The organism is Actinomycetospora sp. ABD4_176, assembly GCF_056311855.1.
On the sequence record NZ_CM149974.1, the window covers coordinates 5,069,074 to 5,084,657 of the forward strand.

Genomic DNA, 15,584 nt, shown 5'->3' on the forward strand with positions numbered 1-15,584 from the left:
CCGTGTCGTCGTCCCCGTTTGAGAATTCCGCGCCTGGTGTGACGATAAGGGCTCCGTCGGCCCGGGCACGCATCCAGGAGATCCATGCCGCACGACGCGTGGCGCGTGGCCATGGTCGTCCCCTTGCGGGGGCCGGCCGGGCTGTTCGCGCCGTCGTGCGAGGCGGTCGCGGCGCTCGCGGTCGACGAGCTCAACGCTCGCGGCGGCATCCTCGGGCGTGAGGTCGTCGTCGAGATCGTGGACGGCGGGGACGAGCCGGCCCGCGTCGCCGCGGAGGTCGGGCGCCGCGTCGACGCCGGAACGGTGCAGGCGGTCAGCGGCTGGCACATCTCCTCGGTGCGCCAGGCGCTCGCGCCCGTACTGGCACGTCGGGTGCCGTACGCCTACCCCTCCCTCTACGAGGGCGGGGAGTCCCGCGAGGGCGTGTTCTGCAGTGGGGAGACCCCGGACGCGCAGATCGCCCCGGCGCTGCGCTGGCTGCGCGACGAGCTCGGGGTGCGGCGCTGGTTCGTCGTCGGCGACGACTACGTCTGGCCGCACCGGTCGGCCCGGGCCGTGCGCGGGTTCGCTCACCGGCTCGGGCTCGACGTCGTCGACGAGGCATTCGTGACGCTCGGCGCCGTCGACCTCGACCGGCTCATGGAGCGCGTGGAGCGAGCGGTGTGCGACGGGGTGCTGATGCTGCTCGTCGGCCAGGACGCCGTCGAGGTCAACCGCGAGTTCGCTCGCCGCGGGCTCGCCGATCGGCTCGTGCGCTTCAGCCCACTGATGGAGGAGAACATGCTCCTCGCGAGCGGGCCCGACGCCACCGAGCAGCTGTTCGTCGCCGCGTCCTACTTCCGCTCGATGGCCACGACCGGCGCGATGGACCTGTTCGACAACTACCTGCACCGCCACGGCGCGGGCGCGCCCGCCCTCTCCGCGGCCGCCGAGAGCTGCTACGAGGGCCTGCACGCCCTCGCCGCGCTGGCCACGCGCGCGGCCACCGACGAGGTCGCCGCGTGGGACGCCGTCGTCGACGGCACCGCGTGGGAGGGCCCGCGCGGCACCGTCGAGTTCCGCGGGCGGGCGGTTCGGCAGACGGTGCACCTCGCGGTGGCCGACGGGATCGACTTCGACGTGCTCACGGCGCTGCCGCCTGTCACCCCTTGACGCGTGGCCGCATGAGCACTCTCATATGAGAAAGTTTCCGATACCGGGGAGTGCTCATGCCCGAGACCGTGTTCCGCGTGGACCAGTCCACGTCGATGCGCGACCAGGAGGTCCCCGGGCACAACCGGTGGCATCCCGACATCCCCGCCGCCGCCTCCGTCCGACCCGGCGACGTGTTCCGGATCGAGTGCAAGGACTGGACGGACGGCCAGGTCCGCAACGACGACTCGGCCAACGACATCCGTGACATGGTCCTCGACCACAACCACATGCTCTCCGGGCCGATCCACGTCGAGGGCGCCGAGCCGGGCGACCTGCTCGTCGTCGACTACCTCGACCTCGGGCCCGCCCAGTCCGGCACGGTGGCCGTGGGCGACGAGCCCGGGCAGGGCTGGGGCTACACCGGCATCTTCGACATCAACAACGGGGGCGGCTTCCTCACCGACCACTTCCCCCGCGCCGGCAAGGTCATCTGGGACTTCCAGGGCATGTACGCCACGTCGCGCCACCTGCCCGGGGTGCGGATAGCGTCGAACGTGCACGCGGGACTCGCCGGGTGCGCCCCCTCGGCGGACCTGCTCGCCACGTGGAACCGCCGCGAGCAGGCCCTCATCGACACGAACCCGGACCGGGTGCCGCCGCTCGCGCTGCCGCCACTGCCCCAGCACGCGCTGCTCGGGACCATGGCCGGCTCCGACCTCTCCGGCGCCGCCGCCGAGGCCGCCCGCACCGTCCCCCCGCGTGAGCACGGCGGCAACGTCGACATCAAGAACCTCTCGATCGGTTCGCGCGTCTTCTACCCCGTCTACGTCCCGGGCGCGAAGTTCTCGATCGGCGACCTGCACTTCGCCCAGGGCGACGGCGAGATCAGCTTCTGCGGCGCGATGGAGATGGGCGGCTATGTGGACGTCCACGTCGACCTCGTCAAGGACGGGGTGAACAAGTACAAGGCCGACATGCCGATCTTCCAGCCGGGACGGCACGAGCCGCGCTACACCGAGTTCGTCTCGTTCATCGGCATCTCGGTCGACGAGGCCGGCGACCAGCACTACATGAACGCGACGATCGCCTACAAGCGCGCCTGCCTCAGCGCGATCGAGTACCTGAAGCAGTTCGGCTACACCGGCGAGCAGGCGTACCTGATCCTGTGCGCTGCGCCGATCGAGGGTCGGGTCAGCGGCATCGTCGACATCCCCAACGCCTGTTGCTCGCTCTACCTACCGACGGGCATCTTCGACGACGACATCCGCCCCAACGGCGACGGGCCGACCTTCGTCGAGCGCGGCCAGTGCGCGACGGCGGGCTGACATGCCGATCCCCACCGACCACCAGATCTTCGAGCTCGGCGACGTCGTCCTCCAGGACGGGTTGACGCTGCGCGACGCGAAGCTCGCCTACCAGACCTACGGCACGCTCGACGCCGACAAGAGCAACGCCGTCGTGTACCCGACCTGGTACTCGGGTCGGCACACCGACAACGAGTGGCTCATCGGCACCGACAAGGCCCTGAACCCCGACGAGCTGTTCATCATCGTGCCCAACATGCTCGGCAACGGGCTCTCCTCGTCGCCGAGCAACACCCCGCCGCCCTACGACCGCGCGCGGTTCCCCCACGTCACCTTCTACGACCAGGTCGAGTGCCAGCACAAGCTCGTCACCGAGCACTTCGGCATCGAGAGCCTGCGGCTCGTGACGGGCTGGTCGATGGGGGCGGGGCAGACCTACCAGTGGGCGGTCAGCCACCCCGAGATGGTCCAGCGCGCCGCGCCGTTCTGCGGGTCGAGCGTCACCAGCCCCCACAACCGCGTCTTCCTCGAGTCGATCACCGCCGCGCTGCGCGCCGACGCCGCGTTCGCCGAGGGGTGGTACCGCGAGCTGCCCGAGAAGGGCATCCGCGCCTTCGCGCGCGTCTACGCGGGATGGGGGTTCTCGCAGGCGTTCTACTGGCAGGAGGAGTGGCGACGCCTCGGCGCCTCGTCGCTGGAGGACTTCCTCGTCGGCTTCTGGGAGGGGTTCTGGCTCGACGAGCGCGACCCGAACAACCTGCTCGCCATGGCCTGGACCTGGTTCCACGGCGACGTCGGGCAGACGCCCGGCTTCGGCGGCGACACCGTCGCCGCGCTGAACTCGATCCGCTGCCCGCTGCTGTCGATGCCCGCGGAGAAGGACCTGTACTTCCCGCCGGAGGACGAGCAGTGGACCGCGCAGCACATCCCGCGCGGGGAGGTGCGGGTGATCCCCGGCGTGTGGGGGCACTTCGCCGGCGGCGGGATGTGTGACGAGGACACGGCGTTCATCGACCGCGGCCTGCGCGACGTCCTGGCGATGGACCCGTGATGGACCCCTGATCACCCGGTCGGTGACCTGACGCCTCCGCGCGGGGCCGCGCGGGGAGGATGCGCCCCGTGACCGACATGCCCGTCGTCCGGTGGGGCCCCCTGCGGCTCGACGTCGAGATCGGTGTCGAGGGCACGGTCGTGCTCATGACGGTGCTGGTGGTGGCGCTCGACGACGGCATCGAGGACTTCGTCGTCGCCGGGCAGGTCGTCCTCGGACCGCTGATCGCGGCCTTCGCCGCCCACGCCTTCGCGAAGTCGCTCGCCCGCCGGGCCCGCGACGACCTGCCGCCGCCGACGCGGGCGGAGCTGCGGCACATCCGGTGGCACTCCGCGCAGTTCCTGCTGCTCGGCGTGCTCCCGCTGCTCGTCGTCGTGGTCGGTGGAGTCAGCGGGCTCTACGACCCCGTGACGGCGATCGACGCCGTCGTCTGGCTGGGGCTCGCGTTCCTCGTCGTGATCGGCGGGGTCGCGGGGTGGCGCGCGGGGCGGCGGTGGACCGGGGCGCTGCGGGGCGCGGTCGGCGCCGGCGTGCTGGGGCTGGTCGTGCTGCTGCTGCGGCTGGTGCTGGAGCACTGACGAGTGGCGCGGTGAACACCCGGGGAACGATCCGTGGCCCGCGCACGTCTATCGGTCATGGTGTTCTCGACGCGGCGTCTGCTCCTCGCGGGGCTGCTCGTGGTCGGCGCGGTGATCTGGGTCCGGATCAACAAGCCCGTCGAGGGCGAGGTCCTGCTGGAGCTCTCCCGCCGGCACGGGGTGACGACGGCCGACCTGCTGTCCCTGGTCATGCTCGCCATGGCCGTGGTGATCGCCTGGCCGTCGTGGCGGGACCCGGACCCGCGTCAGGACCGGCGGCCCGAGCGGTGGCCGGCGGGCGACGACCGCTGGCAGTCGACGCCGTTCGGGGGCCCCGCGCAGCCGCCGCCCCCACCGGCCCCGCCCACCCGGCAGGCCGGCCCCCGCCGGTCACCGCCCTCGCCGACACCGCGGCGCTGACCTCGCTCGGCGTGTCGTGCCGGTGAGGATGTGGCGATCCTGGCGGTGGACGCCAGCGATGCCGCATCGCTCGCGGGTCAGGGGGCCGGGCGGGCGCGGAACCACCGGCCCGAGCGGGTGCCCTCGAGGCGTTCCAGCCCCGACTCGGTGAACCACGGGCGGGCGCGCTCGGCGGTGACGACGACCCAGCGGCGCGCCACCGTGCGCGCGAGCGCGACCCACTCCGGGGTCAGCGGCGTCGGCACGGTGTGGTCGCGGGCGAGGGCGAAGCCGTGGTCGGAGGACCGGGGGTCGGCGAACATCGGGTCGAGCAGCACCACGTCGACCCGCTCGCCCGCCGTCGCCATCGCCGTCAGCACCCGACGCGAGTCGTCGTGGCGCACGCGCACCGGTGCCGAGCCGGGGCGCGGGATGGCGCCGGCGAAGCCCTCGGTGGCGAGGACGGCCAGGACGAGGTCCGCCTCGACGCCGAGCACCTCGCCCTCGGGGCCCAGCGCCCAGGCGGCGACGAGGGCGTCGCGGCCGAGGCCGAGGGTGGTGTCGAGCACCCGGTCGCCGGGGCGGAGCTCGCCCGCGCGCAGGAGCGGGTCGGCGCCGCCGTGGCGCAGGGCCCGCAGGCGCTTGGCCGCCGTGCCCTGGTGGAACGCCAGCCGCCCGGACGCCGACTCCGCGACCAGGCCCTCGGTGGTGCACACCAGCGCCGTGGCGGCGTCGCCCCGGGCTGTCGCCACCGAGCCACGGCGCCGCTCGACGACGGGCAGCCCCCACGTCGCGGCGAGCCGCTGCGCCTCCGCGCGCAGCGCGTCCGAGGGCGACTTGCTCGTCGTGACGACGACGCCCGCCGTCCCCGCCCGGTCGCCACGCTGGTCCACACCGACCGATCCTGCCCGGCTGGCACGCTCGCGCCGTGACGCGACGGCGGCGGTGGACCCTGGCGGGACTCATGACGGCGGCGGCGCTGGCCTGGGTGCCGGTGAACAACCTGGACAAGCGGGTCGAGGGACCCACGCTCCTCGTGCTGTCGCAGAACCACGCGGTCACCACCGCCGACCTGCTGTCGGTGGCCCTGGTGCTCGGTGCGGCGGCGGTCGTGCGCGGGTCCTGAGGGCGACGGCGGGCAGACTCGGCGTCGTCGGGGACAGGTGGGAGAGCAGCGGGAGGAGGCGGCGATGTCGGCGCCGCAGGGAGTGCAGGACGGGCGGGTCTGGCTCGTCACGGGGACGAGCAGCGGCTTCGGGCGGGCGATCGCGCGGGCCGCGGTCGCGCGCGGCGACCGGGTCGTCGCCACCGCCCGGCGGCTCGAGGACGTCGCCGACCTCGCCGCCGAGGCCCCCGACCGGGTGCGTGTCGCGGCGCTGGACGTCACCGACGAGGACTCGGTGCGCGCCGCGGTCGACGGCGCGGTCGCCGAGCTCGGGCGGATCGACGTCGTCGTCAACAACGCCGGGTACGGCAGCCGCGGGGCGTTCGAGGAGTTCACCGACGCCCAGATCCGCGCGCAGTTCGAGGTCAACGTGTTCGGCGCGTTCGCCGTGACCCGGGCGGTGCTGCCGGTGATGCGCGCGCAGGGGTCGGGGCACGTGATCCAGATGTCGTCGCTCGCGGGGGTGCGCTCGGCGCTCGGGGGGTCGGCGTACTCGGCGAGCAAGTTCGCGCTCGAGGGGATGTCCGAGGGGCTCGCGGCGGAGGTGGCGCCGCTGGGCATCAAGGTCACGATGATCGAGCCCGGCCCGTTCCGCACCGACTTCGCCGGCCGCTCGCCCGCCCGCGCGGAGCCGATGGCGGCGTACGCGGCGGTGCTCGACGCGTCGCGGGCGAAGTTCGCAACGCTCCACGGCACGCAGCCCGGCGACCCGGAGCGGGCGGCGCAGGTGGTCGTCGCGGTCGCCGACCTCGCCGACCCGCCACTGCGCCTGCCCCTGGGCCCGAGCGCGTTCGACAGCATCCGCGCGACGCTGACGGCGCGCCTGGCGGAGCTCGACGAGGTCGAGGCGCTCGGGCGCGACACCGACTTCCCGGCGTCGGCCTGATCACCCAGCCCGTGCGGTCACCACGGAGATCGACACCGACCGCACGGACTGGTTGATCACACCGGTGGCGAGGCCCCGTCGCCCCTGACACCGTGTGGCGGTGACGGGACGCCTCGTGGCCGGGCTGGCGCTGTGCCTGCTCGTCGGCGTGCTCGCCCTGGCCGGCTGCACGTCGTCGTACACCGAGGGCACGTCCGCGCCGCCCGCGCGGCCCGACGGATCGCTCGAGGCCGCGCGCACCAAGCTGGCGCTGGTCCAGCAGGACCCCTGCTACACCGCGCGCGACGTCGACCGGCGCTGGCCGCTGTGCGGGCGCTGGGAGGAGGAGGTCCTGAACGTCGGGAACGCGGCGGCGGGCGCGCGTCCCGGCGACCGTGAGATCACCGACCCGGCGGCGGCGGTGCGCGCGGGTCACGAGCGCTTCGTGCGCGCGGGGTGCGTCGCGGGCACCACGCCCGACCCCGGCGCGTGCGTCGCCGCCGTCGCCGAGACCCGCACCGCCGTGACCCGCCTCGCCGCGGGCATCGCCTCGGCCCGCTGACCATGTGAGCAATCTTCCCAGCTACAGCCGGGAAGATCGCTCACACAGGCCGGTCAGAGGAACGCGTCCAGGGTGATCGGGAGCGAGCGGACGCGGACGCCGGTGGCGTGGTGGGCGGCGTTGGCGATGGCGGCGGCGACGCCGACGATCCCGATCTCGCCGATGCCCTTGGTGCCCATCGGGTTGACGTAGGGGTCGTCCTCGTCGAGCCACTCCACCTCGACCGCGCCGACGTCGGCGTTGGTGGCGACGTGGTAGCCGGCGAGGTCCCGGTTGACCACGTGCCCGAAGCGGTCGTCGAGCACGCTCTCCTCGTGCAGGGCCGCCGAGAGCCCCCAGGTCATGCCGCCGAGGAACTGCGACCGCGCGGTGAGCGGGTTGACGATCCGGCCCGCCGCGAACACCCCCAGCATCCGCGGCACGCGGATCTCGCCGGTGTCGGCGTGCACCGCCACCTCGACGAAGTGCGCCCCGTAGGCGTGCATGGCGTAGTCCGACGCCCACGGGTTGTCCGGGGTGGACGCGTCGGCCTCGTCGCCGTCGTCGGGGTCGTCGCCGTACTTGTCGCGGAAGCGCTCGGCCGCCTCGACGACCGTCGCGCCCCACGACGTCGTCCCCGCCGAGCCGCCGGCCGGCCCGGCCGCGCCCAGCGCGGTGTCGCCGATGCGCAGGTCGATCCGTTCGACGGGCACGTCGAGGGCGTCCGCGGCGATCGCCGTGAGCGCCGCCCGCGCGCCCTGACCGATCTCGGCGGCGGCGATCTCGACGGCGTAGCGCACCGGGCCGTCGCCGTCTCCGTTCTCGCCCCCGACCGCCCGGATCGTCGCCTCGGAGCCGGGGAAGCGCACGACCGGGAACGACGCCGCGGCGACCCCCGTGCCGTGCCACCAGCCGTCGACCAGGCGGGCCCGCGGGGCCGGGTCGCGCCCGGCCCACCCGAAGCGCTCCGCGCCCCGTCGCAGGCAGGCCACGAGGTTGCGGCTGGAGAACGGCAGCCCGGTCTCCGGGTCGACCTCGGGCTCGTTGCGCACGCGCAGCTCGACCGGGTCGATCCCGAGCTCGATCGCGAGCTCGTCCATGGCCGACTCGCCGGCGAAGCTGCCCGGCGCCTCCCCGGGCGCGCGCATGAACGTCGGCGTGCCGATGTCCAGCGGCACCGTCCGGTGGGTCGTGCGCCGCGCCGGCGCCGCGTACATGCCGCGGCTGAAGGCGGCCGCCGGCTCGACGAACTCGCCGATGCGCGAGCCCTGGGTGACGGCGTCGTGGGTGATCGCGGTGAGCCGGCCGTCGCGGTCGGCGCCCAGCGCGACGTGCTGCATCGTCGCCGGCCGGTACCCGACCAGGTCGAACGTCTGCTGGCGCGTCAGCGCGTAGCGCACCGACCGCCCCGGGACGGCCCGGGCGGCGAGCGCGGTGAGCACCGTGTTCGGGTGGGTGCCGCCCTTGGACCCGAAGCCGCCCCCGACGTGCTGGGACACCACCTCGACCGCCGACTCCTCGAGCCCGAACGCCGTGGCGAGCGCCTGGCGGGTCCAGCTCACGGCCTGCGTCGCCTCGTGGACCACCAGCCGCTCGCCCTCCCCGCCGTCCTCCCACAGGGCGACGGTGGCGTGGGGCTCCATCGCCTGGTGGTGCTCCATCGGCGTCCGGTAGGTCGCCCGCAGCACGACCTCCGCGTCCGCGAGGGCGGCCTCGGGGTCCCCGCGGGTGTCGTCGGTCGCGCCGACGACGAGGGACGCCGGGGCGTAGACGTCGGGGGAGTCCTCGTCGAGGACGGCCGCGTGCGGCTCCTCGACGACGTCCACCGTCACCAGCGACGCGGCCTCCCGCGCGGTCTCCGACGAGGTGGCGAGCACGGCGGCGAGGTACTGGCCGTGCTGGTGGATCGTCGCCGACTGCAGCACGCCGTGGTCGGCGTCGGCCTCGCGCGCCAGCCGCGGCGCGTCCTCGTGGGTGAGCACGGCGACGACGCCGTCGAGCGCCTCGGCGGCGCTCGTGTCGATCGCGGTGATGCGCCCGCGGGCGACGCCGGCCTGGACCGCGAAGAGGTACAGGGCGTCGGTGCCCGAGGTCTCGATCGTGTACGGGGCGGTGCCCCGGACCTTCTGCGGACCCTCCGGGCGGGTCATCGGCCGACCGGTGGCCCGCGGGACGAAGGGGCGGGATGCGGAGGTCATGCGGGGTCCTCCCTCGTCGTCGCAGCAGCCGTGCGCGCCGTGAGATCGCGCAGCGTCGCGAGCAGCGTCGCCGTGACCAGCGGCAGCTTGAACGCGGTGCCGCCGCGCGGGCTCCCGACGGGGCGGGCGTCGACGAGCTCGGCGCGCGCCGCGGCGCGGAACGTGTCCTCGGTGGCGGGCGCGCCCACCAGGGCCTGCTCGGCCGCGGTCGCCCGCCAGGGCCGGTGGGCGACGCCGCCGAGCGCGACGCGGGCGTCGCGGATCGTGCCGTCGTCGGCGACGTCGAGCGCCGCGGCGACCGAGACGAGCGCGAACGCGTACGAGGCGCGGTCGCGCACCTTGCGGTAGGTCGACTGCGCGGCGACCGGCGACGGCGGCAGGTCGACCGCCGTGATCAGCTCGCCGTGCTCGAGCACCGTGTCGCGCGACGGGTCGTCGCCCGGCAGGCGGTGCAGGTCGCCGATCGGGATCGTGCGCTCCCCGCCCGTCCCGAGCACCCGGACCTGCGCCTCGAGCGCGACCAGGGCGACGGCCATGTCCGAGGGGTGGGTGGCGACGCAGGCGACGTCGGCCGGCTCGTGGGTGGCACCGAGGATCGCGTGGTGGCGCGCCCAGCCGTCGAGCGCCGAGCAGCCGGACCCGGGCGCCCGCTTGTTGCAGGGCGTGGTGAGGTCCTGGAAGTAGACGCACCGGGTGCGCTGCAGCAGGTTCCCGCCGGTCGTGGCCATGTTGCGCAGCTGGCCCGACGCCCCGGCTAGCAGGGCCTGCGCGAGCGCCGGGTAGCGGGTGCGCACCCGCTCGTCGGCGGCGAGGTCGGCGTTGCGGACCCCGGCGCCCACGCGCAGCGTGCCGTCGGGCAGCTCGGTGATCTCCGTCGACGTCAGCCCGGTGACGTCGACGACCGTGCCGGGCGCGGCCAGCCCGAGCCGGAGGTGGTCGACGAGGTTGGTCCCGCCGGCGAGGAAGACGGCGTCCGGGTCGGCGGTGACCGTGGCGACGGCGCCCGCCGCGTCGTCGGGGCGCTCGTAGGCGAAGGGCCTCATCGGGCGACCTCTTCCACGGCGTCGACGATGTGGGCGTACGCGCCGCAGCGGCACAGGTTGCCCGAGAGGCGCTCCGCGATCTCGGCGCGGTCGAGCGTGACCGGCCCGGTGAGGTCGTCGGTGACGACGCTCGGGTGGCCCGCGGCGGCCTCGTCGAGCATCCCGACCGCGGAGCAGATCTGGCCGGGCGTGCAGTAGCCGCACTGGAAGGCGTCGTGGTCGAGGAACGCCTGCGCCACCGGGTGCAGCTCGCCCTCGGGCGCGAGGCCGTCGGCGGTGGTGACCTCGGCGCCGTCGTGGGCGACGGCGAGCGACAGGCAGGACAGGGTGCGTCGGCCGTCGAGCAGCACGGTGCAGGCACCGCACTGCCCGTGGTCGCAGCCCTTCTTGGGACTGGTGACGGCGAGGTGCTCGCGCAGCGCGTCGAGCACCGTGGTGCGGGTGTCGACGGTGAGCGTGTGGTGGCGACCGTCGACGGTCAGCGAGAGATCAGCGTGCACGCGGGGACGGGTACCCCGACCCGATCCGGAACTATGCTCCGGCGAGAAGGTAGATAGTCGGGAGCTTTCCGCGGTGCTCGCGGGTATGACCGGCGCCACACCGCCGAGGGGGAGGCGTCGCGTGACGTGCCGCGGCCGTGGCCGATCGATGGCCGGGTCGACGCCGGCCTGCGGGCGGGCGGATAGTGGTGGCATGGCTGTGGTCGAGGTCGCCGGTGTGGGGCAGGAACAGGGGAGCGAGGACCCGGTGCTCCTGCTGCGTGAGCAGGGCGGGGGACGTCGCTACCTCGCGATCTGGATCGGGGCGCCGGAGGCGACGGCGCTCGCGGCGGCCGAGGTCGCCGCGACCCTGCCGCGCCCGCTGACCCACCGCCTGCTGCTCGACGCCGTCGAGGCGTTCGGTGCGCAGCTCGTCGGCGTGCGCCTGACCGCGCTGGTCGACGGGCAGTTCCACGCCGAGCTCGACCTCACGACGGCCGACGGCGGCTCGCGGTCGGTGTCGGCGCGGGCGAGCGACGCGGTCACCCTCGCCGTGCACCAGGGCTGCACGATCGAGGTGTCCGAGGACGTGCTCAGCGAGGCCGCGCTGCCCGCGAACGCGGTGGCGACGGTCGGCGGTCCCGAGGACGAGCCCGACGAGACCGAGGCCGGGACGACGGCGGCGACCGCCGACGTCGAGGACGAGGTCGAGGCCCTGCGCCGCGCGCTGTCCGAGGCGACCCCGGACGACTTCCGCACCGACCAGGAGTAGCGCCGCCGGTGGCGGGACCCTCGGGCCCCGCCACCGGCCCCGCTCAGGACCGCCGCTCAGGACCGCTGGGTCGGGACGAAGACGTCGGCCCCCGGCGGCCGTGCCGCGCGCCGGGCGCGGAGCCTGTCGGCGGCGGACGGGCCGCTGGTCGACGGGTCGGGGGACCGGGGGGCCGGCACCGCCGGCGTGCCCCAGGCCGCGACCTGGCGGTTGCGGCGCTGCGCGCGCGACAGCCGCGCGGCGAGCGCGTCCCGCTCGGCCTGCTCGTGCTTCGCGGCCCGCCGCTCGCGACGGTTCAACCGGGCGGGCGGGCCGGCCGTCGGGATCAGGCCGTCGCCGCCGACGTGCGGGGAGGGTCCGGGCGCGACCGTCGGCCCGGCGGCGCCGAACGGGCGGATAGTCAGCGTCGTAGCGTCGGCACCCGGCAACGGGGCCGGCGGCGCGGGGATCGTCTGCCGGACGGCGAGCGCGATCCGGCGTGGGGTCGAGCGGTCCTGCCTGCTGTCCTGCCTGCTGTCCTGCCCCCCGCCCCGCGCGGCGGGCGTGCTGGTCGTGTCGTGACGGTCGTGGCGTCCCATGGAGCACCTCCGTGGGCCCGGCGCTCCTCGTGCGCTGGGCTTGTCGGCGTAGTCGAGGGTTGCCGGTGGGACGCAGCTCACACATGGGTGACCGATCTCGACCGGGTGCGCCTTACCGTCTCCCTATCGATCCCGGGGGAACGACACGCCGGGCGAACGGGTGATGCCGAGATCAGGTCTGGTCACCCGTCCGTGTCCCGGTGACACTGCGTGGGTGGCGAGGGGGCGGGGACGGCGGCGCGCGGAGCCGGTGAAGGTCGGCGACGCGGGACCGGAGCTGCTCGGCGTCCGCGACCCCGACGCCACGGCGCCCTACGTCCCGCGCCCGGTCGACGACGCCCTCGAGGACGCGTGCGGGCGGGACCGCCCGCTGGTCGTCGTCACGGGCGAGCGCCTCGCCGGCACCTCGCGGGCGGTTCACCGCGCGCTGCGCCGGATGCTGGGCGACCGCCTGCTGCTGCCCGTCGCCGACCCCCACGGCGCCGACCTCGCCGCCGTCCTGCGCGACGCCCGCGCCGTCGCCGCCCGCTCGGGGCCCGTCGTGGTCGTCGCCGACGACGCGCCGCCGGGGCTGCTCGACCAGCTCACCGCCGAGGTCCACGCCGCGCTGACGCCGGCGGTGCGCCTGGTGCTGACGACCCGGCGATCCTTCCTCGACGCCCACCTCGCCCCCGGCGTCCGCGCGCGGCTCACCGAGGCGCTGGTCGTGCTGCCCGGCGACCCCCCGATCGGCGAGACGGTCCGGCCGGTGGCGCGGGCGCACGCGGTGCTCGACCCCGTCGGCTGGTCGTCGCGCGTGCCCCTCGCCCTGCTGCGCGCCGCCGTCGACCACGACCGCCTCGGCGTCCCGCTCCCACTGACGCCCGCCCTGCTCGTCGATCTCGCCCCGCCCTACCTCGCGGCCCTCGGCGCACCCGCGCCGGCGCCGGCGGAGCTGCGCGGGGTCGTGCGCCGGCTGCTGCGCGCCGACCACGGCGGCGTCCGCCTCCTGCACGTGCTCCCGGGCGGGCGCGCGCTGGCCGCCGACCGCCTGTTCTCCCACCTCGCCGACCGCGACACCACGGGCTGGGCGGTGCCCGAGGACCTCGCCCGCGACCTGTGGCACCGCCTCGTCCCCGACGACCGCGCCCGCCTCGCCCGCGTCGCCCTCGCCCGCGGGGACGACCAGGTCGCCCTCTGGCTCGCGACCGGTGTCCCGCCCGACGACCTCGAGCCCGAGGCCCTCTACCGCCTCGGCGTCGTGCTCGCCGCCCGCTCCGCGGCCCACACCCCCGAGCCGGGCCGGTGGGACGGCGGCGCGCTGCGGTGGCTGACCGCCGCCCTCGACCGCGCCGACCCCGACCTCGTCGCCCGCACCCACCGCGCGATCCTCGGGATCGAGGCTCGGCGCGGCGGCCAGCCCGACAGCGGGGACGACCTGGCGATCCCCCGGGCCCGCACGCCCGCCGACGCGGCGCCGGCCGCCGGGCCCGACCCGGAGCCCGAGCCCCCCTCCTCCCGCCGCCTCATCTATCTGCGACCGCGGGAGACGAGTCGCTCCTGAGCGTCGTGCGCGCCAGCGAGCGGTCGGCCAGCGTCAGCACGAGGAAGAGCGCCGACGCGACGAGCATGACGACCGCGAGCTCGTGCATGCCCGCGGTGGTGGCGCCGTCGCGGAAGACGATGCCGTTCGCCGCCGACGCCGCGATCGCGCCGAGGTAGAAGAACGTCCGCATCAGCCCCGCCGACGATCCGAGGCGCTCGGGGTCGGCCTGGGCGTAGACGGCGTTCTGGTTGGCGAGGTTGTTCAGGCCCTGCGGCACGCCTGCCAGCACCGCGAGCGCGACGAGCACCCACACCCCGCTGCCCACGTCGAGCAGCAGCAGCATCGCGGCCACGACCACCTGCCCCACGGCCCCGACGACGAGCTTCCCCGGATCTCGGGCCGGCGTCCCGTCGCCGACGACACGAGGATCGCCGCCCCGAACACGGGCAGCAGGACCAGGCCGGCGACCTGCGGCGACAGCCCGCGACCCTCCTCGAGCCACTGCGTGTAGCCGTAGAGCAGCGCGTACGACGTGATCGCCGCGAGCAGCGACCGCGCGTAGGTCGCGAGCAGCGGGCGGTTGCCGCCGAGCAGGCGCAGGTCGAGGAACGGCAGCGGCGCGCGGAGCTCCCACCAGCCCAGCGCGCCCCCGGCGACGACCGCCAGCACCACGAGCCACCACAGGTCGGCGCGCAGGTGGGTGAGGAACAGCAGCAGCGACACCAGGGTGACGACGAACAGCGCGACGCCCGGCGGGTCGACCGCGCGCACCACCGCCCGCCGGCCGGCGGGGCCGGTGCGGCGTCCCTGCCGCGGCAGGTACAGCGCGCCCAGGACCAGGCAGGCGAGCGCGAGCGGGACGTTGACGGTGAACGTCAGCCGCCAGCCGCCGACGCCGATGAGGAACCCGCCCAGCGTCGGCCCGATCACCGCCACCGTCTGCGTCGACACCGCGAGCACGGTGAGGATGCCGGCGGGGCTGTCGCGGCCCGTGCGGTCAGCCTCGCCGCGGATCAGCGTCATCGCCGCCGGGTAGCCCGCGCACGTGCCCAGCCCGAGCAGGACGCGGGCGGCCACCAGCACCCCGATCGACGGCGCGAGCGCCCCGAGCAGCCCGCCGACGCCGATGAGGGTCGCGCCGGCGAGGAAGAGCGGCCGGGCCCCGATCAGGTCCACGAGGCGCCCGACGACCGGCTGGCCGATCGCCGTCGCGAGGTAGAGCCCGGAGACGAGCCAGGCGGTCTGCGACGGCGGCGCCCCGAGCGCCGCGCCGATGGGGATGAGCGCCACCGTGATCATCGACGAGTTGATCGGGTTGAGGATCGCGCCCAGCACCATGGGCACGACGAGCCGGCGGTCGAAACGGTCCGGGGCAGCCTCCGCCCCGCGTCGCAGGCGCTGGAGTGCCGTCGTCACCGGCTCGCCACCCGGTCGAGCAGCCCCATCGCCGCGACGACCGTCGCGCGCTCGTCCTCGGTGAGCCGCTCGTGCAGCGCGCGGGCCAGCCACTGCTCGCCGGCGGCCCGCGTGCTGTCGAGGAAGGTCCGGCCGGCGGGCGCGACGGAGATCGTCTGCCGGCGGCCGTCGTCGGGGTCGCGGCGGCGCGTCACCAGCCCGCGCTCCTCCAGCGCGGCCACCGACACCGCCACCGACTGCGGGCGCACCCCCTCGGCGACGGCGAGCTCGCTCGCGGTGCGCGGGCCGTCGCGGTCGAGGCGGGAGAGCAGCGAGGTCTGCGACGGGGTGAGCTCGTCGCGGTCGGCCGTCTCGCGCAGCCGGCGCCGCAGCCGCCCGAGCGCGACGCGGACCTCGTGCGCCGCGCGCACCGACGACGGGCTGAGCTCCTGGGTCCCGGACATGTGCTCAGCCTAGCTAATCAGGTCAGACTGATCAGTATGGACTGTCGATCGCCGTCGGGCTCAATCGGCCAGCGTGTCAGCGCTTAGAACACG

General features: G+C 75.3%; 18 protein-coding genes. 10 read left to right on the plus strand and 8 right to left on the minus strand.

The features are described from left to right. The first annotated feature begins 84 nt into the window (after window positions 1–84). The 5 genes from ACYX4T_RS24505 to ACYX4T_RS24525 all read left to right on the plus strand — a co-directional run bounded on the left by ACYX4T_RS24505 (window position 85) and on the right by ACYX4T_RS24525 (window position 4,487). The gene (locus ACYX4T_RS24505; RefSeq protein WP_476011822.1) at window positions 85–1,152 is read left to right on the plus strand and encodes a substrate-binding domain-containing protein; all 1,068 of its coding nucleotides are present in this window, start codon (window positions 85–87) and stop codon (window positions 1,150–1,152) included. Window positions 1,153–1,208: 56 nt separating this feature from the next. After that, a complete protein-coding gene (fmdA, locus tag ACYX4T_RS24510) occupies window positions 1,209–2,459 on the plus strand; it encodes a formamidase (RefSeq protein WP_476011823.1) in 1,251 nt (416 codons plus the stop codon). Window position 2,460: 1 nt separating this feature from the next. Then, window positions 2,461–3,489: an alpha/beta fold hydrolase gene (locus tag ACYX4T_RS24515; protein ID WP_476011824.1), complete on the plus strand. Its 1,029-nt coding sequence runs from the start codon at window positions 2,461–2,463 to the stop codon at window positions 3,487–3,489. A gap of 68 nt (window positions 3,490–3,557) precedes the next feature. Beyond that, the gene (locus ACYX4T_RS24520; RefSeq protein WP_476011825.1) at window positions 3,558–4,067 is read left to right on the plus strand and encodes a hypothetical protein; all 510 of its coding nucleotides are present in this window, start codon (window positions 3,558–3,560) and stop codon (window positions 4,065–4,067) included. Window positions 4,068–4,100: 33 nt separating this feature from the next. Then, window positions 4,101–4,487 (plus strand): hypothetical protein, encoded by a 387-nt coding sequence (locus tag ACYX4T_RS24525; protein WP_476011826.1) that lies wholly within the window; start codon window positions 4,101–4,103, stop codon window positions 4,485–4,487. A 77-nt stretch (window positions 4,488–4,564) separates the two neighbouring features. Here ACYX4T_RS24525 and ACYX4T_RS24530 read toward each other — a convergent pair whose 3' ends face one another. Beyond that, entirely contained in the window at window positions 4,565–5,359 is a 795-nt protein-coding gene (locus ACYX4T_RS24530) for a class I SAM-dependent methyltransferase (protein ID WP_476011827.1), read from the minus strand. A gap of 35 nt (window positions 5,360–5,394) precedes the next feature. Between ACYX4T_RS24530 and ACYX4T_RS24535 the strand changes: the two genes are divergently transcribed. From ACYX4T_RS24535 to ACYX4T_RS24545, 3 genes are all read left to right on the plus strand, one after another. Then, window positions 5,395–5,592 carry a hypothetical protein gene (locus tag ACYX4T_RS24535; RefSeq protein ID WP_476011828.1) on the plus strand — a complete coding sequence of 66 codons (198 nt, stop codon included), beginning with the start codon at window positions 5,395–5,397 and terminating at the stop codon, window positions 5,590–5,592. 64 nt (window positions 5,593–5,656) lie between these two features. Next, window positions 5,657–6,517 carry an oxidoreductase gene (locus tag ACYX4T_RS24540; protein ID WP_476011829.1) on the plus strand — a complete coding sequence of 287 codons (861 nt, stop codon included), beginning with the start codon at window positions 5,657–5,659 and terminating at the stop codon, window positions 6,515–6,517. 100 nt (window positions 6,518–6,617) lie between these two features. Next, window positions 6,618–7,058 (plus strand): hypothetical protein, encoded by a 441-nt coding sequence (locus ACYX4T_RS24545; RefSeq protein WP_476011830.1) that lies wholly within the window; start codon window positions 6,618–6,620, stop codon window positions 7,056–7,058. Between the two features lie 53 nt (window positions 7,059–7,111). On the opposite strand, the gene ACYX4T_RS24550 is transcribed toward ACYX4T_RS24545, so the two are convergent. The 3 genes from ACYX4T_RS24550 to ACYX4T_RS24560 are packed head-to-tail and all read right to left on the minus strand — an operon-like array spanning window position 7,112 to window position 10,778. Then, window positions 7,112–9,235, minus strand: coding sequence for a xanthine dehydrogenase family protein molybdopterin-binding subunit (locus ACYX4T_RS24550; protein ID WP_476011831.1), 2,124 nt, complete (start codon window positions 9,233–9,235; stop codon window positions 7,112–7,114). Then, entirely contained in the window at window positions 9,232–10,278 is a 1,047-nt protein-coding gene (locus ACYX4T_RS24555) for an FAD binding domain-containing protein (RefSeq protein WP_476011832.1), read from the minus strand. Before ACYX4T_RS24555 ends, ACYX4T_RS24550 begins: the two co-directional genes overlap by 4 nt. Beyond that, a complete protein-coding gene (locus ACYX4T_RS24560) occupies window positions 10,275–10,778 on the minus strand; it encodes a 2Fe-2S iron-sulfur cluster-binding protein (protein WP_476011833.1) in 504 nt (167 codons plus the stop codon). The genes ACYX4T_RS24555 and ACYX4T_RS24560 overlap by 4 nt, the downstream gene beginning before the upstream one ends. Before the next feature lie 193 nt (window positions 10,779–10,971). Between ACYX4T_RS24560 and ACYX4T_RS24565 the strand changes: the two genes are divergently transcribed. Beyond that, entirely contained in the window at window positions 10,972–11,529 is a 558-nt protein-coding gene (locus ACYX4T_RS24565) for a bifunctional nuclease family protein (RefSeq protein WP_476011834.1), read from the plus strand. Window positions 11,530–11,585: 56 nt separating this feature from the next. Here ACYX4T_RS24565 and ACYX4T_RS24570 read toward each other — a convergent pair whose 3' ends face one another. Further along, window positions 11,586–12,107: a hypothetical protein gene (locus tag ACYX4T_RS24570; RefSeq protein ID WP_476011835.1), complete on the minus strand. Its 522-nt coding sequence runs from the start codon at window positions 12,105–12,107 to the stop codon at window positions 11,586–11,588. 250 nt (window positions 12,108–12,357) lie between these two features. Between ACYX4T_RS24570 and ACYX4T_RS24575 the strand changes: the two genes are divergently transcribed. Further along, entirely contained in the window at window positions 12,358–13,650 is a 1,293-nt protein-coding gene (locus ACYX4T_RS24575; RefSeq protein ID WP_476011836.1) for a hypothetical protein, read from the plus strand. On the opposite strand, the gene ACYX4T_RS24580 is transcribed toward ACYX4T_RS24575, so the two are convergent. Genes ACYX4T_RS24580 through ACYX4T_RS24590 form a run of 3 tightly spaced genes read right to left on the minus strand, consistent with a single transcriptional unit; the run spans window position 13,613 to window position 15,491 of the window. Beyond that, window positions 13,613–13,984, minus strand: a complete 372-nt coding sequence (locus ACYX4T_RS24580; protein ID WP_476011837.1) for a hypothetical protein — start codon at window positions 13,982–13,984, stop codon at window positions 13,613–13,615. The genes ACYX4T_RS24575 and ACYX4T_RS24580 overlap by 38 nt on opposite strands. After that, window positions 13,894–15,048, minus strand: a complete 1,155-nt coding sequence (locus ACYX4T_RS24585) for an MFS transporter (RefSeq protein WP_476011838.1) — start codon at window positions 15,046–15,048, stop codon at window positions 13,894–13,896. The genes ACYX4T_RS24580 and ACYX4T_RS24585 overlap by 91 nt, the downstream gene beginning before the upstream one ends. Further along, window positions 15,045–15,491: a MarR family winged helix-turn-helix transcriptional regulator gene (locus ACYX4T_RS24590; RefSeq protein ID WP_476011839.1), complete on the minus strand. Its 447-nt coding sequence runs from the start codon at window positions 15,489–15,491 to the stop codon at window positions 15,045–15,047. Before ACYX4T_RS24590 ends, ACYX4T_RS24585 begins: the two co-directional genes overlap by 4 nt. Window positions 15,492–15,584 lie beyond the last annotated feature (93 nt).